This window comes from Streptomyces sp. NPDC005374 (genome assembly GCF_042872225.1).
Lineage (GTDB): Bacteria > Actinomycetota > Actinomycetes > Streptomycetales > Streptomycetaceae > Streptomyces.
Genome location: NZ_JBIAKA010000001.1, coordinates 383,238 through 402,970 on the forward strand (window position 1 = coordinate 383,238; position 19,733 = coordinate 402,970).

General features: G+C 69.9%; 16 protein-coding genes. 8 read left to right on the top strand and 8 right to left on the bottom strand.

From position 1 onward, the window contains the following. Positions 1 to 183 precede the first annotated feature (183 nt). Positions 184 to 936, bottom strand: a complete 753-nt coding sequence (locus tag ACFYRX_RS01825; protein WP_389095681.1) for a GntR family transcriptional regulator — start codon at positions 934 to 936, stop codon at positions 184 to 186. 147 nt (positions 937 to 1,083) lie between these two features. Beyond that, the gene (locus tag ACFYRX_RS01830; RefSeq protein WP_389095683.1) at positions 1,084 to 2,361 is read right to left on the bottom strand and encodes a DUF4190 domain-containing protein; all 1,278 of its coding nucleotides are present in this window, start codon (positions 2,359 to 2,361) and stop codon (positions 1,084 to 1,086) included. Positions 2,362 to 2,767: 406 nt separating this feature from the next. On the opposite strand from ACFYRX_RS01830, the gene ACFYRX_RS01835 reads away from it, so the two are divergent. Genes ACFYRX_RS01835 through ACFYRX_RS01855 form a run of 5 tightly spaced genes read left to right on the top strand, consistent with a single transcriptional unit; the run spans position 2,768 to position 6,531 of the window. After that, complete coding sequence (locus ACFYRX_RS01835) at positions 2,768 to 3,493, top strand: hypothetical protein (protein WP_389095685.1); 726 nt, start codon at positions 2,768 to 2,770, stop codon at positions 3,491 to 3,493. Beyond that, positions 3,490 to 4,143, top strand: a complete 654-nt coding sequence (locus ACFYRX_RS01840) for a hypothetical protein (protein ID WP_389095687.1) — start codon at positions 3,490 to 3,492, stop codon at positions 4,141 to 4,143. The genes ACFYRX_RS01835 and ACFYRX_RS01840 overlap by 4 nt, the downstream gene beginning before the upstream one ends. 37 nt (positions 4,144 to 4,180) lie before the next feature. Beyond that, the gene (locus ACFYRX_RS01845; RefSeq protein ID WP_389095688.1) at positions 4,181 to 5,005 is read left to right on the top strand and encodes a hypothetical protein; all 825 of its coding nucleotides are present in this window, start codon (positions 4,181 to 4,183) and stop codon (positions 5,003 to 5,005) included. Further along, on the top strand, positions 5,002 to 5,634 hold the full coding sequence (locus ACFYRX_RS01850; RefSeq protein ID WP_389095690.1) for an SMI1/KNR4 family protein: 633 nt from the start codon (positions 5,002 to 5,004) through the stop codon (positions 5,632 to 5,634). The genes ACFYRX_RS01845 and ACFYRX_RS01850 overlap by 4 nt, the downstream gene beginning before the upstream one ends. A gap of 24 nt (positions 5,635 to 5,658) precedes the next feature. After that, positions 5,659 to 6,531 (top strand): LysR substrate-binding domain-containing protein, encoded by an 873-nt coding sequence (locus ACFYRX_RS01855; RefSeq protein ID WP_389095692.1) that lies wholly within the window; start codon positions 5,659 to 5,661, stop codon positions 6,529 to 6,531. A gap of 11 nt (positions 6,532 to 6,542) precedes the next feature. On the opposite strand, the gene ACFYRX_RS01860 is transcribed toward ACFYRX_RS01855, so the two are convergent. The 3 genes from ACFYRX_RS01860 to ACFYRX_RS01870 form a co-directional block, all read right to left on the bottom strand. Then, positions 6,543 to 9,851: an ATP-binding protein gene (locus ACFYRX_RS01860; RefSeq protein ID WP_389095694.1), complete on the bottom strand. Its 3,309-nt coding sequence runs from the start codon at positions 9,849 to 9,851 to the stop codon at positions 6,543 to 6,545. 79 nt (positions 9,852 to 9,930) lie between these two features. Beyond that, positions 9,931 to 10,872 (bottom strand): hypothetical protein, encoded by a 942-nt coding sequence (locus ACFYRX_RS01865; protein ID WP_389095696.1) that lies wholly within the window; start codon positions 10,870 to 10,872, stop codon positions 9,931 to 9,933. Between the two features lie 655 nt (positions 10,873 to 11,527). Further along, positions 11,528 to 13,708 (bottom strand): DEAD/DEAH box helicase, encoded by a 2,181-nt coding sequence (locus tag ACFYRX_RS01870; protein ID WP_389095698.1) that lies wholly within the window; start codon positions 13,706 to 13,708, stop codon positions 11,528 to 11,530. A gap of 163 nt (positions 13,709 to 13,871) precedes the next feature. On the opposite strand from ACFYRX_RS01870, the gene ACFYRX_RS01875 reads away from it, so the two are divergent. Then, positions 13,872 to 14,231 carry a hypothetical protein gene (locus ACFYRX_RS01875; RefSeq protein WP_389095699.1) on the top strand — a complete coding sequence of 120 codons (360 nt, stop codon included), beginning with the start codon at positions 13,872 to 13,874 and terminating at the stop codon, positions 14,229 to 14,231. 141 nt (positions 14,232 to 14,372) lie between these two features. On the opposite strand, the gene ychF is transcribed toward ACFYRX_RS01875, so the two are convergent. Then, on the bottom strand, positions 14,373 to 15,461 hold the full coding sequence (gene ychF / locus ACFYRX_RS01880) for a redox-regulated ATPase YchF (RefSeq protein WP_389095700.1): 1,089 nt from the start codon (positions 15,459 to 15,461) through the stop codon (positions 14,373 to 14,375). A gap of 197 nt (positions 15,462 to 15,658) precedes the next feature. Between ychF and ACFYRX_RS01885 the strand changes: the two genes are divergently transcribed. After that, positions 15,659 to 16,186 (top strand): DUF6542 domain-containing protein, encoded by a 528-nt coding sequence (locus ACFYRX_RS01885; RefSeq protein ID WP_389095702.1) that lies wholly within the window; start codon positions 15,659 to 15,661, stop codon positions 16,184 to 16,186. Between the two features lie 73 nt (positions 16,187 to 16,259). On the opposite strand, the gene ppgK is transcribed toward ACFYRX_RS01885, so the two are convergent. Then, positions 16,260 to 17,003: a polyphosphate--glucose phosphotransferase gene (gene ppgK, locus ACFYRX_RS01890; RefSeq protein ID WP_389095704.1), complete on the bottom strand. Its 744-nt coding sequence runs from the start codon at positions 17,001 to 17,003 to the stop codon at positions 16,260 to 16,262. Between the two features lie 29 nt (positions 17,004 to 17,032). Next, positions 17,033 to 18,070, bottom strand: a complete 1,038-nt coding sequence (locus ACFYRX_RS01895; RefSeq protein WP_389095706.1) for a 4-hydroxy-3-methylbut-2-enyl diphosphate reductase — start codon at positions 18,068 to 18,070, stop codon at positions 17,033 to 17,035. A 107-nt stretch (positions 18,071 to 18,177) separates the two neighbouring features. Between ACFYRX_RS01895 and ACFYRX_RS01900 the strand changes: the two genes are divergently transcribed. Further along, entirely contained in the window at positions 18,178 to 19,629 is a 1,452-nt protein-coding gene (locus tag ACFYRX_RS01900; protein WP_389096875.1) for an APC family permease, read from the top strand. Positions 19,630 to 19,733: the final 104 nt, after the last annotated feature.

A 19,733-nucleotide genomic window follows, 5' to 3' on the forward strand; every position in this document is an offset into this window, starting at 1 on the left:
CCAGGACGGACTCCGTAGACAGGGGGCGCACAGCGGTGAACACGCCCCCGATGGAGGGCGATGTGTCCCGTCAGGGGCGGCTCGGCAACGGCTGTGTCGACCTGCGAGAACGGCCGAATTCGAACGACGTTCCCCTGCAGGCCGGTTGAGTGTTCGCCCGGGGCAACTTCCCCGGGGCGCGCGCTACTTCACCGGAAGGTGGTACGCGACCTGGTAACGGTCGGCCGGAATCACCACGTCGGCCGTCTCCACCGGGCGGCCCGACGCGTAGTACGTGCGGTGGACCACGAGGACGACATGACCGGGGACACCGCCGAGCGCGAGCAGTTCCTCGGCGAGGCCGGGACGGGCGCCGACCTCCTCGGTGACGTTGTCCACGACGATGTCGATGGCGGCCATGCGCTCGACGACGCCCATGCCACCGAGCGGGCCCTCCTCGGGGAGCATCACGGGGGTGCGCCCGGTGACCTCGAGGGGCTCCCACGAGGTGGAGAGCATGATCGGCTCACCGGCCTCCCGGAAGACGTACTTCGTGCACATCACGCGGTCGCCGGGCCGGAGTGCGAGCCGCTCGGCGATGACGCCGGAAGCCTCGGTCTGCGCGCTGCTCGACTCCCAGGTGCCGCGCCCCTCCCCGTCGGCCTGCTCCTGCCGGAAGGGGGTGGCGCCGGAGGCCGGGCGGTAGCCGGAGCGGGCGATCCGACGGGGCACGGGCTGCTCGCGGACGTACGTCCCGGAGCCGGAACGGCCCTCGACCAGCCCCTCGGCCATCAGCACCTTGCGCGCCTCCAGCGCGACGGTGTCCGAGACGCCGTACTCCTCGCGGATCCTCGCCTGGGACGGCAGGCGGGTGTGTGGCGGCAGCGAACCGTCGGTGATCTTCTGGCGGAGATCACCCGCGACACGCAGGTACGCCGGCTGCTCACCGAATGTCACTGGCCGCTCCCATCAGGTTGTACAGACAGCAACAGCCTGGCAACCGTGGGTTCGGCCATGCAAGCAAAGGCCAGAGAATCACTCGATGTGATGACATGTTCCCGTGGTGGTCTTTACGCAGGCACTTTCTCCCCGCTATGGGGGCGATCACACATCGAGTCCGCCATCACGCGGGTCGGCGCTCGCGTCGTCCTCGTTCTCGTCGTACACCGGCCGCTTGGTGGCCAGCCCCAGAGCCTTGCGAGCGGTGACCGTCGCGGCGCCGTCGACGTACTCGTAGCCCTTGTCGTAGTGGATGTAGAAGGTGTCCACGTCGTCGTCCGCGGCCGCGGCCGCCGCCTTCGCCCACTCGCCGCGCGCATCCTCCATGTCCTTCACCAGGGCCGCGACCGGCTTGTCCGCCCCGGCCGACCACGAGTGCGCGTGCAGGGCATCGACCTGCTTGTCGAGGTCGTCATGGACGTCCTGCGACCACTTCCGGTAGCCCGGCAGGTCGTCCTCCGGGTAGTCCTCGGGCTCCTCCCACAGCACGGTGTCCATGGCGTTGAGGGACTTCAGGAGGGCCACCTGGTCCGCGTCGAGCGTCGTGGCGTCGGCACGCAGCGAGCCGGTCAGGGTGCCGACCCCGTCGGTGTTGCCGAAGATGCAGGTGACCTCGCGGTCGCCCAGGCGCCAGCTCTGCCGGGTGGGGCCGAAGTAGTACACGTCGACGTCCTCGGGGAGCGCCCAGGTGTCCATGACATAGGCGTCCTGGAGCTGGTAGCACTTCTCGCTGACGGCGTCGGAGACCCCGCTGTCCCCGGGGAAGGCGGAGCCGGTCATCCTGAACTCGCCGAACACCTCTCCCTCGTGTGCGCCCGCGCAGGGCACCTCGTCGACGTCGTAGGTGAGATCCTCGAGGGACTCCCCCGGCGCGTCGAAGCAGTGCCCCTTCACCACCGAGAAGGCCGTGCCCTCCGTCGCGCCCTTCTTGAACTCGTCCCACGCATCGGACAGTCCGCCGGTGGCGAGCACCGCCACCCACAGGGCGAGTCCCAGCGACGACAGGATCGACCCGGCGATCGCCAGCCCCTTTCCGGACTGCCCCTTCCTCTTGATCTGCACCAGCGCGATCACGCCCAGCAGCAGCCCCACGGCCGGGAAGCAGCACAGGACGCCGAGCACCAGGGAGGCGACGGCGAGGCCGTTGACCGACGCGGGGCGGGCCTGGGGGCTGTAGCCCTGGCCCCAGCCCTGGTACGGCGGGCCGTAGGGCTGTCCGTACGGCTGGGATCCGTACGGCTGGGATCCATGCGGCGGCGGCCCGTACGGCTGCGGTCCATGCGGCGGCGGTCCCTGTGGCGGCGGCGCGAACGGGTCCGGAGCCGGGGTCGGCCCCTGGGCGGGACCGGGCTGGTGCGGCCCAGGGGGCGGGGGTATGGACACGGGTACCGTGCTCCTGGTTCAGCAGTGGCGGGGAACTGATGTACGACAGGGCGCATGGTATGCGTGGGGCGGGCGGGGCGGAACGCCGGTGACGGGTACGAGGCCACGGGCACTGAACGGGCATACGGCACGGTGAGCGACGGGTCTGCCGGGCGGACAGCGTCCTCGGCGACCGGGGTGCGGCCGGAGTGCGGCCGGGGTGTGCCTACTCGTCCGACGAGGCGCGGCCCCCGCGCTGCCTGGCGAAGCGCACAGGGTGCTCGGCGGGGATCCGGCAGTCGCGCCGGACCGGCGTTGCGCAAGGTAATAATTCCTTTGCTCGGACCATAAGTTCGCCAAACGTAATCCAGTTCGGTGACCGCTACAGTTTTTGTTTGCTGTCGGCACGCAGGCGAACGGGGTATGTGTGGCCATCGAGTTGCCCGACGAGCTGGTCTGGGTGATGAACCTGATCGGCGTCAACTGGCCTCAGGTGAACGAGGACAAGGTGCGCGAGTTCGCCGGGCACGTGCGGACCTTCGCCGGCAACATCGACAGCTCGCACCAGGCGGCCACGGCGACCGTGCGCGAGCTGGCCGAGCACTACGACGCCGACTCCTACCGGCAGTTGGCCGCGCGGTGGACCGCGATGTCCTCGGACCACATGACCGAGATGGTCCAGGTCTGCGGTGCCGTGGCGGTCGCGCTGGAGGTCGCCGCCGATGCCGTCGTCGCCGCCAAGACCGCCGTACTCGTCGAACTGGGCGTCATGGCGGCCGAGTTCGTCGCCGACCAGGCCGCGGCCGTCCTGACGTTCGGCGCTGCCGAGGCCGCCGAGGTCGTGCTGATCGAGGCGACGAAGAGAGTCGTCAACGGGATCCTCCAGGAGCTGGAGGGGCGGCTCGTCGCGGACCTCACGGCCAAGGCGGTCGCACCCCTGGAGACGGTGGTCGAACGGGCCCTTCGCGGCCTGGTCTTCGAGGGGGTCGACGCGGCGCTGGGAGGCGCGTCCGGCACCGGCGCCGGCAACTACTTCCAGGTACATCCGGAAGGCATGCGGCAGATGGCGGCCAAACTGCACGCGCACGCGGACGACGTCGCCGGACACGCCGATGTGATGGCCAGGGCGACGGCGGGGGTGTCGTTCAGTTGAGCCATCCCATAGCCAAGGCGCTGGAGGAAGCGGCACAGAAGATCGGCGTCAAGCTGAGCAAGGAGGCCGCGCACGCCGTCAGCGACATGTACCGGCAGGCCGGCAAGGGCACGGAGAAGGTGGTCAAGAACATCACCGACGCCGACGACGCCCACAAGAAGGAGATCACCGCACTCGCCGAGAAGATCGCCAAGAACCACGGCGAGACCGGGCCGGGTTCCCGCAAGCGGCTCGTCCAGCAGGCCGATGCCCGCACCGAGCTGTCGAACGCCGTCGGCGTGCGGGGTGACTACGACGCCGAACTGGTGGTGAACCGCACCAAGTACCCGGAGTCGGCCGCGCACATCGAGGAGGCCCAGAGCGGCCAGATCTGGCGCGGCGACACCTACCGCCAGGGCCGCCCCAAGCCGTCCGTCCTGACCATCGACAAGCCCACCGCGGACGACAACCGTGCGAACTCCCTGCGCGGCATCGACACCCGGCCGCCGGACGACCGCGACGAGTACCCGCCGGCCATGTTCAAGGAGGGCGGTACCGGGGCCAGCGTGAAGTACATTCCGCAGCCTGATAATGGTGGTTCGGGATCGAGTATGGGCAGTGCCCTGCGCGGACTCCCGGACGGGACCAGAATCAAGATCACCATCAGATAGGCCCCCAGGTACCACCGGCACGACAGGAGCGAGTCCCATGAACGCGGCCGAGGAGCTGATCGCCCAGGCCCGGCAGGGCAGGTTCGGCGAACTTCTGCCCCGGCTCCAGGAGCTGGCCACCGGCTCGGCCGCGGCCGGGACCGCGGACGCCTGGGAGGCCACCGCCGCCGCCGTGCAGATCCTTTTCTGGTACGACCGTTTCGCCGAGGCGGCCGAGCTCGCCGAGGCCCTGATCACCCGGGACGGGCCGCTCGGCGGTGAGCTGTGCGACCAGGACATGCCGTTCGGGGTGGCCTTCCTGGCCGCCCAGGCCCATGCCGGCGTCCCGGCCGGGCCGCGTCTGACGGCGGCGGCCGCGCTGGTCCCGGAGGGGCGGGTACTGGGCGACGACCTGCTGTGGCTGGCCGAGGAGGTACCTGGGCGGCCGGTCGAGGAGCTGCTGCCGAACCACGCGGACTGGGGCGGCCCGGCCCGCCCGCTGGACGGTGTCAGCGGCGCCGACCTGGTCGAGCGGGACTTCGGCACGCTGGACGCGGGGCAGAAGCGGCTGGTCTGGCAGGCCCTGGCCAAGGTCAACGACTTCGAGCGCGCCCACGAGCTGGCCGAGGCGAGCGGTGAGACGCCCGAGCAGTTCGCTGTCTGCACCTGGCTGGCGGGCTGGTACGGCACGCGGGGGGACATCGCGCGAGGTGAGAGCATGCTGCTGGCGGCGCACGGCCGGTGGTGGCCGTACGCGAAGTGGGACGCGGTCCCCGATGCTCCCGTGCTCCAGCCCGCTCTGCGGTCGGTCGCCACCGAGCGGGTACGCGCCCACTATCTGACCCGACCGATCGGCCCCGAGGCAGCGGAGACGAACGCATGACCACCGACAGCGCACTGGAGCAGCTCCTGGGCCGGGCCCGCGGCCCGCTGGGCCCGGCGATCGACCTCGACTTCGGCTTCGAGACCGGCCCGCTGGCGGAGCTGGGCCGAGTGATCTCCCGGATGAACGGCTTCTTCTTGTTCAACGCCGGGGTGCAGGTCTTCCGGGTCGGCGAGGAGGGCCTCGGCCACGACATGCTCCACTGGAACACCGACGACGCCTGGAAGGACACCTACGGCGGGCTGGCCGACGACCAGTTCTGCTTCGGCCAGGACATCTTCGGCACCCAGTTCGCCGTGGTCGGCGGCGAGAAGGTGGTCCGCTTCGACCCCGAGACCGCCGATGTCACCGAGCTCGGCGACAGCCTGGAGTCCTGGGCGGCCTGGCTGCTCGCCGATCCCGACGTCAACGCCGCGGCTTCCTTCGCCTACGCCTTCCAGCGCGAGAACGGCGCGCTGGAGCCGAACGAACGGCTGGTGCCGCTGCAGTTCCTCGTCGGCGGCGGCAGCTACGACTTCGACAACTTCGCGGTCAAGGACGCGGTCACCGCGATGCGGATCCGCGGGCCGATCGCCCAGCAGGTCCACGGCGCCCCGGACGGCGCCACGATCCGGCTCGACCTGTCCTGAGCCGGCACTCAGTCATCGAGACCCGTGGCCCGGGTGCTCTTCTCCCAGACGGTCACGTCGGTTCGTACGGCTGCCGAGCGGCTGTACGTGTCGCAGCCCGCGTGGAGCAAGCAGATCCGGGCGCTGGAGCGGCAGTTGGGCGTGGAGCTGTTCCGGCGCGACCGGCACGGTGTACTGCTCGCCGAGGCTGGTGAGGCGCTGCTGCCGCATGCCCGGCGGGTGCCGGCGGACTGGGCCGCGGCGGACGGCGCGATGGCGGCGGCCCAGGCGGCGCGGCGCGGCACGCTGGTGGTGGGCATGAGCACCAGCCCCGGCCGCAGTGGGCTGCTCCCGGCGATCCGCTCGCGCTTCACGGCCGACCATCCGGAGGCAGTCGTGCGACTGCGGCAGATGAACTGGCAGGATCCGACCGCGGGCCTGGCGGACGGGGCGACGGAGACCGCGTTCGTCTGGCTGCCGCTGCCCGGCGAGGAGCGCTACACGTGGACCGTGGTCGCCGAGGAACCCCGCCTGGTCGCCCGCACGGACACCCACCCACTCGCCGCCCGCGAGATGGCCGACTTCGCCGATCTGGCCGACGAGCCGTTCCTCGCTCTGCCGCCCAGCGCGGGCCCGCTGCGCGACTTCTGGCTCGCCCTCGACAAGCGGTCCGGCCGCCCGCCCCGCGTCGGCGCGGAGATCGCCGGCACGGAGGAGACGTACGAAGCCCTCGTCGCCGGTCTGGGCATCTGCCTCGTGGCGCCGGGAACGTGCCGCTGCTCACCTTGCGGTGTGGTCACCCGGCCGGTGCGGGACATCGGGCCGAGCAGGTACGTCCTGGCCTGGCGCGCGGAGGACGGGGAGTGGCCGTTGGTGCGGGGGTATGCGGAGGCGTGTCGGGCGGTGGCGGGGGCGTGACAGTGATCGCCCTACAGGGGAACTCCAGGCCCTTTCGGCTGAAGCTTCTTGAGGAACGGCTCATATGTGTCAGCGACCGACAGGAACTGACGGTTGCCGCGGCAGAATTTCTTGCCTTCCGCGATGATCTGCAGAATCAGGGTCTGCTTGTCCAGAAACGTCTGGGCGTCCAGGGTCTCGGCACACGCCTCCAGCCATCGACTGCCTTCCCGGGCCAGGATGGTGTAGCTGTGCGGAGCGTCTCCGCCGCGTTCGCGCGTGACGGCGTAGAGTTCCTGGACCGCGTTGACGGCCGCCTTTTCGAGGTCGGGTCTGCGCGGCGCCTTGGTCGCCGCCTTCAGGTCGATGGCGCTGCTGGCAGTGCGTACGAAGGCGTCCTGCTCTCCCCCGTCGCACCCCTTGGCCGTCTGCAGGTGGTTGCGGGCGATCCCGAGTTCTCCTTTCTCCAGTTCGAACTGGCCCCGCTGGAGCCAGTAGTGGCGATCATCCTGAAGTGAATGAAGCACCCTGTCGTAGATGTCCCGCACGACGGGAGCCGGCAGCTTCAGATCGTTCATCAGTGAATGGCTCAGCAGCTTGATCATTGCTCTGCGCTGGGGGTGATCGTTGTCCTGGATGTTGCGTGCCCTCGCGGCATAGAAGGCGAGCAGGTACTTCACCACCGACGACAACTGGTCGACGTTGTTCCTGAGCACCGAATCGACCACGCTGTCCGCGATGGCACGCTGACGGCACCGGATCCGGCCGTCGCCGGACCGCACCAGTATCCCCATGCTGACGAGTCTCGAGACAGCCTCGCGCAGGCCGCGCGTCGGTGCCCTGCCACCCGCGATGATCAACAGCAGATCTTCCTCGTCGATGCCGCGCTGCTTGTAGACGAGCGCCGACTCGAAGAGGCAGACGGTCGAGTACGCCGCCCGCTCCTCGTTGCCCAACTGCTGGAACTCGCTGCGGACTTTGTCTTCGAAGTCCTTGCCGGTCACCACCTTGATCATCGCCGCGAGCAGGCCCCGTTCACAGATGGCGCGCATCGCGTTGAGACGTTGGTGCGGCAGGCGGTGCTTCTTCAGCTCGCCCAGCAGCCCCTGGTTCTTCAGTGCCTTGATGAGGTTCTTCAGATCCGGGTCGGTGAGCGGCTCGTCCGATCGCACCACAGTGGGGTCGAAAGTGGCATCCAGGACGGAAACGCGCGTCGCGCGGATGGCTGCGATCACGACCGTCTCGCCACCCCTGTTCAGAGTCTTGAGCATCGTCGCCGCCTGGCTGCCGAACATGTCGACGTCATCGACGAAGACGGCACCGACCTTCTGCTCCAGGATCTGGTCCTCGATGGTCCGGCGGGGGACCGAAGCGTCACGGTCCACCCAGCAGACCTTCTCGCCCCGCATGTGGAAGCGGTACGCGCACTGCATCAATGCTGTCGTCTTGCCCGAGCCGGCGCTTCCCTGGAGCAGGACGATGGGCGCCCGGCCGGTCTCGGGACGCTGTGCCGCCCGCTCCAGCGCCTCCACCATCGACAGGTCCGCGGCAACGTGGTGGACGACGTCGCCCCACGTGGGATCGCTGCCCTCCAGAAAGGCACGGCCCCTCTTCGGCGCATCGCCGACCAGGGACGCCACGTGTACGGCACCGGTTCCCCTGCGTTCACCCGCGTGGGATTGCGAGAGCGACCGCATCCCCTCGATCAGATCACCGTGACCGGGGTTCAGTCTCCCGGTCGCGAAATCGAAGGGGGTCTCCGTGATATGGCCCAGACTCGCCCTTCGCAGTCTGGAGCGGTTGGCGTCGGATCCCTCGGGAGTGACGATGAAGCCCGGGTAACCGCCCCCGGCTCCGAAGTGCCTGTCTGTCAGCGCGAGGGTGTCCCACAGGCCCGGGCTGTCGGGAGAGAGCGCCATGAACAGCACCGGTCGAGTGAGCAGTTCGGTCTGGAACTGCCGCCGCCACAGGTTGCGGGGGTCGCTGTCCTCTGCGGGCACCGTCCCGAAGTCGATTCCTCCCGCTTCGCCCACCGTGCCGTTCATCGACACGACTTCGATGACGTTCTTCTTCTTCCCGGGCACCTCCTGAACCCCGTTGATCAGGGCGACGGTGTCGGCGAGTTGCGGATCTCGGCCGACCGCGACGGCGAAGGTGTCGGACCCGGTGAAGTCGTAGACGCGCCACCAGGGAGATTTCAGTAGCCGGTGCGCGGCTCGGGGATTCGCGTCGGGCGGGCACTGCAACGCCTTGACCTGCTGCTCGAGTTGTCCTGCGGGCAGTTCCTCGCGAGCGGCGTCCCAGGTTTCCATGAGCGAAGGCAAGGGGGTCGGAGCGGAGCCGTACACCAGCCGAGCCAGCCGTTCGTTCAGCTCGTCCGTCCCCAGGGCCGCGCTGTCGGCTTCTGGCCCTGACACCACCGCCAGCACCATGCGCCCGGTGGCGGCCTGCTGGTAGAAGCTCTGGAGCAGCTCCGCCTGGCCGGCTTCCTCGCGCGCCCCGCCGCTGACCCTCGGCGCGGGTGCGCTCTCCGACGCGGAGGAACCGGATGACATCAGCGACAGGGGGCGCCGGGATTCGACGTCCACCACTTCGAGGCCGTGGTCCCGCAGGTCCACCCGTAGCAGCCGGTGCGCCTGCCCGGGAGACCGGGACACCACCTGCCAGCCGCGGCCCGCCTCTCCCTCTCCTGCCAGGGCGAGCACGGGCGTGGGGACCGCGGAGAGGTCGGGAAGGCTTCCGGTGTGGCCGGCGAGGAGGAACGTGAGCGCCTTGTCCTCGGTCCAGGCCGAGAAGTCCGCACCGACCGCGCTCGTCAGTTGCTTGTCGTAGCAGCCCGCGAGGGTCACAGGGGCGCCCTCGGCGACCATGCGGAAGACAGTGTTGACCGTGACCAGGCCGATGCGTCGGCCTTCCAGGTCGATGCTCGACGACCGGTCACCGGCCAGCACTCCGGTGTGTGCCCCGGAGCCGGCCTGGCCAACGCGGTTGTTCCATTCCTCGAACCCGCCGAACACGTCCGTCCGTAGCGGTTGTGCCACCTCGTCGTCGAGGTCACCGCGCCAGAACTCCTCGGCGTAGCCGTCCCACATGTCCGTCAGAGCGCGGCGAACGAGCCTCCGGCCGGCAGCCCCGTCCGTACGGCGGTCTCCCACACCGGGAGCCGCGAGGACCACCGGCGTGGAATCCGGCGCATGGCTCATGCATTCCAGCAGCAGTGTGTCGACCAGGTCCCGGGCGGCCGGATATCCGCCGCCGGGCAGCTCTCCCCGGGTGCCGAGGACGAACAGCCCGTCCAGCCGCTTCCCGGTGTCGTGGAGGCTCCTCAGATCCCTGATCACGGACTCCACGGTGAGGTCGAGCTCTTCCCTGGCCCCCGGCAGAGGCCCTACGCAGAGAAAGTGCGCCGATGTTTCCGGGTCAGCCATCGCTCAACCTCACTCCCTCGACCGCAGACCGAGGAATCCGTAGGACGTCGTCCTGTCCCGCACAGCTGCCTCTGTCAGGCTTCACCTCGATGAACTGCGCGCTCAGCGATCCGTTGACGATCGTTCCCGTAACACGGTCGAGCCCCTTGCCACACAGGGCGGCCAGGGTCGTCCGATAGGACGGGTCGACGACCACGATCCCCGCGCCGGTCTTCTCCTCGGGCTCCAACAACACCCCGAGACCGAAGGTGACCACGCTCATGACGACGGCCGCCCCCGCGACCCGGTTGGCGCGCGCCTGCCGTCTGTCGATCTCCTCGGCCTCGTGTTTGGCCTTGTCCAGAACGCTTTTGACCAGTGCCTCACGGGTCTTGACGAAGTCGGGCCCCGGGGAGTCCGCCACGGGTAACGCGACCGCACTCATGTAGAGCAGGGCCGCGATCAACCACAGAGCGACCGCGGCGACCGCGACGATCTGGGTCAGCTTGCCTCGGTCCGCCAAGGCCGTGAACGTCAGGGTGGCGAAGAGACCACCGGCGAACAGGGTGATGGTGGACTGTGCCGCCTGTGCCCTGAGCCGTGCGTTCAAACCCGACTGAACTCGCTGAGCGTAATAGGCCTCTGTCACCGGAACCGTCACCGCGTCGAGGACGCGTTCGTAGTCCGCGGTCTGCGACTGAGCAGCGCCCAACCGAACCTCCCCCATGGATCTTGGCGTGGAGCGTAACAATCCATGAACGCCCTGCGCAGGACTTCCGCCGAAGCCTTCGGGCGATGGGGTGCCCAGCAGGTCAGCGGTCCTTACCGCGCGATCGACGGGCTGATCCAGTGGCGTCGACGGCCGGGTTTCACGCTCCGACTCCTCGTCCGGGATCTTCGAACGCAGATATTCGAGGGGCTCCTCGACGAGCCGGTGGGTGTGGGACAGGTCCACGCCGATGAGGGTGCCACGGTGCTCGAGGACGCCGGGTTGGCGGTGGGGATCTCGGCCGGGGTGTGTGCGGCATCACGACCTCCTCGTAGCGGGAGACGGTGTTCACGCGTATGCCTCGCCGGCCGAATTTCTCGGCCAGGGGCTTGCCGAGCGCGGTGAGCTTGTTGACGATCGCTCCGCGGCGACCCCGTAGGGGTTGGCCACCAGGCATCCACGCCGGACCAGAGGTCCCGGTCAGCTCCTGCTCTGCGTGCTGGACTGGCGCAGACGCCGACGTCGTACGCCCCCACGCACAGAGTGACGACAAGCGGAGGTGGCGAAACGCCGACAACGCGCTCGGCGACCGGGCGTACCACGATGTGCGGGGGTGACTTCGACGGCTGCTCCCAGGGCGGCCACCAGACCCTGCCCTAGGCCCAGCGCCACCCCACCGACCGGACCGGCGCGGCGCCCCATCAGCAGCTTGGTCCGGCTGTGGGGAGGGGCGAGCTGGACGCGCGGATGGCGATCGCGTCCCGAGGCGCCGAGGGCAAGCCCGCAGACAGCCGTGACCACGGCGGTCGACAGCACCGGCAAGACCCCCACGATCCGCCCGGCACGGTGTGAGCCGCGGGGCGACCGGCCCCGGGCACCGGTGCGTTCGCCTCGGGCCGGGTCACTCCGCCGCCGGGACCCTCTCGTCGGCCATCCCCAGCCGCTCTTGTTCCTCCTCGACGATCCTGCGGGCCAGCTCGATGTCCGACACGTCGACCGCGTCCGGGGTGGCCTCGGCCACGGCGCTGCGGCGGGCGTAGGCGTCGAAGAGGCGGGTCTTGGCCTCCAGCTTCTTGACCATGCGTTCGTCCACGCCCCCGGTGGCGAGGAGACGGTGGACGCGGACCGGCCTGACCTGCCCCATACGGTGGGCCCGGGCCACCGCCTGGTGTTCGGCGGTCGGCTTGATCTGCGGTTCGCACAGGACGACGACGGACGCGGCCTGCAGGTTGAGGCCGACGCCCGCGGCCTGGATCTGCGCCAGGAGCACGGCGGGTCCCTGAACACCGGCGAAGTCGTCGACGATCTGCTGTCGCCGGCCGGCCGGAACGCTTCCGGTGAGCGGACCGAACAGTGGAGTTACCTCGGACGCTCCGCTCGCGAGTGCTTCCTCCACCACCCTCAGTACGTCCCTGAACTGGGAGAAGACCACCGTCTTCTGCCCGTTCTCGCCGGCCTCCCGAACGATCTCCCGCAGTCGTCCCAGCTTGGCCGACTTCTCGGGACGCGTGTACGCGGCCCTGCGCATCGCCATGAAGTTGCCCGCCCGTACGGCGTCGCGGTAGGCCTCCTCGTCCGACGCGCTCAGCTCCTCCCACTCGTCGGTCTGCTGGAGGCTCGGGAGTTCCGTCAGTACGTCCTCCTGGTTGCGCCGCAGGTAGACCGGGGCCACGGCTTTGCGGAAGGCGACCGAACCGGCCAGCGCGTCCCGTTCACCGAGCGAGTCGGCGATGTCGGCGTCGAGCATCCGGACCAGGTTGCGGAACTCCGCGACCCTGTTCTCCATCGGGGTTCCGGTCATGAAGAGAGTGCGCCCGCACTTCTGCGTCCACAGGGCGACCGCCTGGGACCGCTTGGTCTTGGGGTTCTTCACGGAGTGCGCCTCGTCGACGACGAGCAGACCGACCTCCCCACCGCCCGGCGCGGGAAAGCCCCGTAGCGCGTCGAAGGTGGTCACCCCGACCCCGCCCCGGTCCTTCCAGTCGGCGAACGCATGCCGTCGTTCGGGGCCGTGGAGCACCCTGACCGGCAGGGCGCTGCGGGCCTCGATCTCCCGTGTCCAGTTCACGAGGACGCTCGCCGGGCACACGACCAGGAAGTGGCGCTGCCCCTCGGCCGCCAGGTGTGCCAGCACGGCGATCGCCTGGATCGTCTTCCCGAGCCCCATCTCGTCGCCGAGGATCACCTTGCGCTGCGCGAGCGCGAACCGGGCGCCGAACGCCTGGTAACCGCGCAGGGAGACCCGCCGGTGCGCGTCGTCGAGGTGCTGGGTCCGGACCCGCTCGGCGACCTCGTCGGGCAGGAAGCCCTGGGCGGCGGCGGTGTCCGGCAGCCGCCCGGAGATCTCGGCGAGCAGGCTGTAGTACTCGGCGCTGCGGAGTTCGAAGTCCACCCAGGCCGCGACGTCGGACGAGGGTCCCCGGAGCAGGTCCACCGACGCCTGGGCGAACAGCCCGGGCAGTGCCGCCCGCTCCGCCTCGTCGACCAGCGACCGGATGTCGGCGACCGCCGCCAGCACGCGGGCCTTCTTCTCCTGCCCCGCCAGCAGCATCCGGACCCGTCCGGTGGCGGGCCTGGCCTCGGCGAGCGACGGGCCGAGGCGGTCCGACAGTTCGGCGGCCCTGTCGACCGCACGCCGGGCGTCCGGGCCGGCTTCCACGAGTACGTGCAGGGCCATGACGAGTGCGGTGGTGCCCGGTTCCGGCCGGTCGACGTCTATGTGGACGGCCACGGTCTCGTGCACCGCCTCGGAGAGCCGGTGGGCGGCGGCGAGCATCTGGTCGGCGGTGCGCTGCCCAACGCCGGGGATCTGCCGCAACCGGTAGGGGCCCGCCTCGAGAACATCGCTCAAGGTGCGCAGTCCGCTCTTCTCGACGCTCCCGAGACGCAGCCGCCCCTCGGTGACGTCCTGCAGCCGGGCGACGGGGATGGCGTCGAGTTCCTGCTTCACCGCGGCCTCGTGGAGCGGCCTCAGCGCCGCCCGTACCGCCTCCACCGCCCTCTCGTGATCAGCGACCACCCCTTGAGCCGCCTCACACAGCCGCGCTCCCCTCGCGACCGCGTCCCGCTCCCCACGCCCCACGTTTCCCGCCCCTCGCTCACCTTCCTCGCATCCTCCCACCGGCCGGACGGGCCCAGCCTCAAGGCGGTGGCGGCGGGCGGCCCATCGACGGTCGAAGGCCCCTGAGTAGGGTCGTCGACGCGGGCTACCACGTCACCCGACGACGGCTCGATGGGGTGTGGAAATGATCAGTGTCTCGCTGTGGATCCTGCCGACGGTGACGGTGGTCGGCTGGATCCTGTCGTGGTGGGGAGCACGGTGGATCCGGTGGGGTCTGCTGTTCGCCGGGATCGTCGTCTCCGTGCTCGTCGTCGTCACGGGGTTCGCGCTCCCGGTGCCGCCCCTCCCTCCGAACAGCGGCTGCACCCGCGAACAGGTCCAGTGCATGGACTCGCGCCCGGTCCCCTGGCTGGAGGCCGGGCTGATCGGCTTCGGATGCTGCGCGGTGCTGCTGGTCGTGACAGTCGTGGCCGACATCCTGCTCCTGCTGGCCACCCTTCGCCGACGCCCGCACCGATCCCGCCGGTTCAGCCCCGGTCCGTGAGTTCCTCGTGGGCTTCCCTGACAGGCTCATGTCCGGCTTCCTCGCGGCGGCACGGGAAAACCCAGAGGCCCGACCCCGAAGAGCCGGACCCCTTCTGACCTGTACCTGTGCCAGATCAGCAATGCGGTGGTGCGTCACCCGCTACACGTTGAACCTGAACTCCACCACATCCCCGTCCTGCATCACATACTCCTTGCCCTCCATGCGCGCCTTGCCCTTCGCGCGGGCCTCGGCGACCGAGCCTGTTTCCACCAGGTCGTCGAAGGAGATGACCTCCGCCTTGATGAAGCCCTTCTGGAAGTCGGTGTGGATGACTCCGGCGGCCTCGGGGGCGGTGGCGCCCTTCTTGATGGTCCAGGCGCGGGACTCCTTGGGGCCGGCCGTGAGGTAGGTCTGCAGGCCCAGGGTGTCGAAGCCGACGCGGGCCAGGGTGGCCATGCCGGGCTCCTCGACGCCGACCGACTCCAGGAGCTCCATCGCTTCCTCGTCGTCGAGCTCGGCGAGGTCCGCCTCCAGCTTCGCGTTGAGGAAGATCGCCTCCGCGGGGGCGACCAGGGCGCGCTGCTCGGTCTTGAAGTCCTCGTCGACCAGTTCGTCCTCGTCGACATTGAAGACGTAGAGGAAGGGCTTGGTGGTGAGGAGGTGCAGGTCGTGGAGGAGTTCCTCGTTGCCGGAGCCCTGGACGATGCCCGCGGAGAACAGGGTGTCGCCCTTCTCCAGGATCTCCTTCGCCGCCTCGACCGCCGCGACCTTCGGCCCGATGTCCTTCTTGATGCGCGACTCCCGCTGGAGGCGCGGCAGGACCTTCTCGATCGTCTGGAGGTCGGCGAGGATCAGCTCGGTGTTGATCGTCTCGATGTCGTCCTTCGGCGAGACCTTGCCGTCGACGTGTACGACGTTCTCGTCCTGGAAGGCGCGGATGACCTGGCAGATCGCGTCGGACTCGCGGATGTTCGCGAGGAACTTGTTGCCCAGGCCCTCGCCCTCCGAGGCGCCCTTCACGATGCCCGCGATGTCGACGAAGTCGACGGTCGCCGGGAGGATCTTCTGGGAGGAGAAGATCTCGGCCAGTTTCGTCAGGCGCGGGTCCGGGACACCCACCACGCCGACGTTCGGCTCGATCGTGGCGAACGGGTAGTTGGCCGCCAGCACGTCGTTCTTGGTCAGGGCGTTGAACAGGGTCGACTTGCCGACATTCGGCAGACCGACGATTCCGATCGTGAGCGACACGTTGCGACTTCCCGTAGTGAGAGGGCCAGGGGGCCAGTACCCGTCCTGGGCGGACCAGGGGCCGGCGGGCCGGCCGATCCCCCAGTTTACGGGCTGTCCGGGCCCGCTCCGGCGGGCCTCTCGAACGCATGGCCAAGGTCTTTCCCACGGCGTGTCCGAGACATGATCGCGCACATGAACGGACCTAAGTTGGTCCAGTGGAGCAACACAGGACACGACCCCCGCACAACGGAACACGACGTGGAGCACCGGGAGTACCGGCAGCGCCGCTGCCCGCGCAGGCACGCGGTGAACGCCGGCCGCCGGTGGACCGCCGACCCGTGCCTCCCGTGGTCCGGACACTGCGGAGACTGCCCAATCCACGGCTCACCGGGCTCGGCGGCGGGCTGTTCTGCACGGCGGTGATGTTCGTGCTCGGAGGTCTGGTCTCGCTGTTGCTCGGTCCCGCGCTGACGGTCTACGGCGTGCTGTTCCTGCCGGTGTGCGTACTGACGGCGGTCTGGATCCGCCGGGCCGACCTGCTGACCGCACCCGTCATCGTGCCGATCGCCTTCGCCGTCGGACTGCTTCCCGTCGCCGACACCGGCGAGGGCACGTCGGGCCACCTGATGGGCCTGTTCACCGCCCTCGCCACCCAGGCGGGCTGGCTCTACGCCGGCACCCTGGCCACCGGCCTCATCGCGCTGGTCCGCCGGATCCGCCTGGTACGACGCCGCACGCGCTGACGCGGGCCGCTCACCGACCGACGGGAGCCGGTCCCCTCGGGGGCGCCCTGCGCCGGGTGCCCCCGCAGGCTCCCTACGCCTGGACCGCCCGCATCGCCGCTCCCACGATCCCCGCGTTGTTCTGCAGCTGCGCCGGGACGATCTCGGCCTTGATGCCCTCGATGTGGGGCAGGAACTTCTCGGACTTGCGGCTGACGCCGCCGCCGATGATGAACAGCTCCGGCGAGAACAGCATCTCGACATGGGCTAGGTACTTCTGGACGCGGCGGGCCCAGTGCTCCCAGGTGAGCTCCTCGTCCTCCCTGGCCTTGCTGGAGGCCCGCTTCTCGGCGTCGTGGCCGTGCAGTTCCAGGTGGCCCAGTTCGGTGTTGGGCACGAGGACGCCGTCGACGAAGACCGCGCTGCCGATGCCGGTGCCGAGGGTGAGCAGGATGACGGTGCCCTTGCGGTCCTTGCCCGCGCCGAAGTTCATCTCGGCGACGCCCGCCGCGTCCGCGTCGTTGACCACGGTCACGGGGAGCCCGCCGAGCCGCTCGCTGAACAACGCCCGCGCGTCGGTGTCGATCCAGGCCTTGTCGACGTTGGCCGCCGTACGGATGTGCGATCCGCCGGTGACCACGCCCGGGAAGGTCAGCCCGACCGGTCCCGTCCACCCGAAGTGGTCCACGACCTGTTTCACCCCGTCGGCCACGCTGTCGGGCGTGGCCGGGTGCGGGGTGAGCACCTTGTGGCGCTCCAGGGCCAGGTCGCCCTTGTCCAGGTCCACAGGGGCGCCCTTGATCCCGGATCCGCCGATGTCCAAGCCGAAGATCTGCATGGCCCTACGTTACGACGACGGACTGACAGTCACTCCTCCGAGGTACCCGGGGCGACCGAGGCACCGGAGACCCCCGTACGCGCCGCGACCAGTGCCGCCGCCTCCTCGCGCAGGTCGCGGCGCAACTCCTTCGGCAGCGAGAAGGTGATGGACTCCTCGGCCGCCTTGACGAGTTCCACGTCGCCGTAGCCGCGCTGCGACAGCCACTCCAGGACCTCCTCGACCAGCACCTCCGGCACCGAGGCGCCCGAGGTCACGCCGACCGTGGTCACGCCCTCCAGCCAGGCCTCGTCGATCTCGCGCGCGAAGTCCACGAGGTAGGCCTCGCGGGCGCCGGCCAGCTTGGCGACCTCGACGAGCCGCACCGAGTTGGAGGAGTTGCGGGAGCCGACCACGATGACGAGTTCGGCCTCGGCGCCCATCTGCTTCACCGCGAGCTGACGGTTCTGCGTGGCGTAGCAGATGTCGTCGCTGGGCGGGGAGATGAGCTGCGGGAACTTCTCCTTGAGGGCGTCGACGGTCTCCATCGTCTCGTCCACGCTCAGGGTCGTCTGGGACAGCCACACGATCTTCGACGGGTCACGGACCTCGACCTTGGCGACATCGGCCGGACCGTCGACGAGCGTGATGTGGTCGGGGGCCTCGCCCGAGGTGCCGATGACCTCTTCGTGGCCCTCGTGCCCGATCAGGAGGATGTCGTAGTCCTCGCTGGCGAAGCGGACGGCTTCCTTGTGGACCTTGGTGACCAGCGGGCAGGTCGCGTCGATGGTGGCGAGCCTGCCGCGCGCGGCCTCCTCGTGGACGACGGGGGCGACGCCGTGCGCGGAGAACATGACGATGTTCCCCTCGGGGACCTCCTCCGTCCGCTCGACGAAGATGGCGCCCTTCTTCTCCAGGGTCTGCACGACGTACTTGTTGTGGACGATCTCGTGCCGGACGTACACCGGAGCGCCGTACTGCTCCAGGGCTTTCTCGACGGCGATCACGGCGCGGTCCACGCCCGCGCAGTAGCCCCGGGGGGCGGCGAGCAGGACACGGCGGCCAGGCGAAGCAGTCATGCCTCCCATCGTAAGGCCGCGTTCGGCCGGTCAAAGATCGCGTGCGGGTGACCTTCCCGGGAAGACTGACCCACAGACGTGAGGGGCGGGACGGGCGAGGCGCAGGTGGAGGCATGATGTCCGGTACCGGCACGGCGGATCCCGCGGCCGTGGAGGAACACGGCGACCTGAGGCGCAGCCTCGGCTTCCGGGATCTCGTCGTCTACGGGCTGCTGTTCATCGCCCCCATGGCCCCCGTCGGGGTCTACGGCACCCTGGACGCCAAGTCGCACGGGGCGGTCGCCCTCGTCTACGTGTTCGCCACCGTGGCGATGGCGTTCACCGCGTTCAGTTACGCGCAGATGGTGCGGGTGGTCCCCCAGGCGGGGTCGGTGTTCGCCTACGCGCGCGCGGGGCTCGGCAGGGAGGCCGGGTTCGTCGCGGGCTGGATGGCGATGCTGGACTATTTGCTGATCCCGGCCGTGGCGTACCTGTTCTCCGGTATCGCGATGAACTCCCTGGTCCCGGAGGTCTCCCGCTGGGTGTGGACGGCGCTCGCGGTCCTCCTGACGACCCTGCTGAACCTGTGGGGCGTCCGGGCCGCGGCCCGGGTGGGCTTCCTGGTGCTGGCGATGGAGATCGTGGTCCTGCTGGTCTTCGCCGTGTCCGCGATCGTCGTCCTCGCGCGGGGCGGCGCCGAACGCGGCTGGCTGTCGCCGCTGTCCGGGGACGGCACCCAGGGCTCGTTCGCGCTGTCGGCGGTGATCGGCGCGGTGTCGGTGGCCGTTCTGTCGTACCTGGGCTTCGACGCGATCGCCTCGTTCGCGGAGGAGGTCACGGGCGGTTCGGAGAAGGTCGCCCGCGCGGTGCTGTTCTGTCTGGCGCTCGCGGGTGTGCTGTTCGTGGCGCAGACCTACCTGGTGGCCCTCCTGGACCCGACGACCTCGGCCCAGTACGCGGCGGACCCGGGCCGGCAGGGATCCGCCTTCTACGACGCCGTCGACACCGCGGCCGGTACCTGGCTGCACGATCTGGTGGCCGTCAGCAAGGCGATCGGCGCGGCCTTTGCGGCGCTGGCGGGCCAGGCGGCGGCCGGGCGGCTGCTGTTCGCGATGGGCCGCGACCGGCGCCTTCCGCGTGCGCTGGCGAAGACGGACTCCGGCGTGCCGCGCGTGGCGTTGCTGTGTGCGGCCGTGATCACCCTGGTCGCGGCGGTGTGGGCGGCACGCCGCGACGACGGCATGGACCACCTGGTGTCCGTGGTCGACATCGGCGCCCTGACGGCCTTCACGCTGCTGCACGCGAGCGTGGTCGGGTGGTTCGCGGTCCACAAGCGTGGCGGACCGGTGATCGGGTGGCGGCATGTGCTGGTGCCCGTGGTCGGGGCGGCGATCACTCTGGCGGTGATCGTGGAGGCGTCGGGGGCGGCTCAAGTGGTGGGCGCGGTGTGGCTGGCGGCCGGACTCGCGGTCCTGTTCGCCCAGCGCGGCCGTCAGGGCATCTCCGCCGGGTCAGGCGGGTCAGGCGGGTCAGGCGGGTCAGGCGGGTCAGGCGGGTCAGGCGGGTCAGGCGGGTCAGGCCGACTGTAGGGAACTGCGCCGACCGGCCGGAGTCGGGCGGGTCGGCAGGGCCGGGCACGACCGTGCCCTCCCGCGAACGAAGTCGAGCGTGAGAGCGCGCCGGACCTCGCACC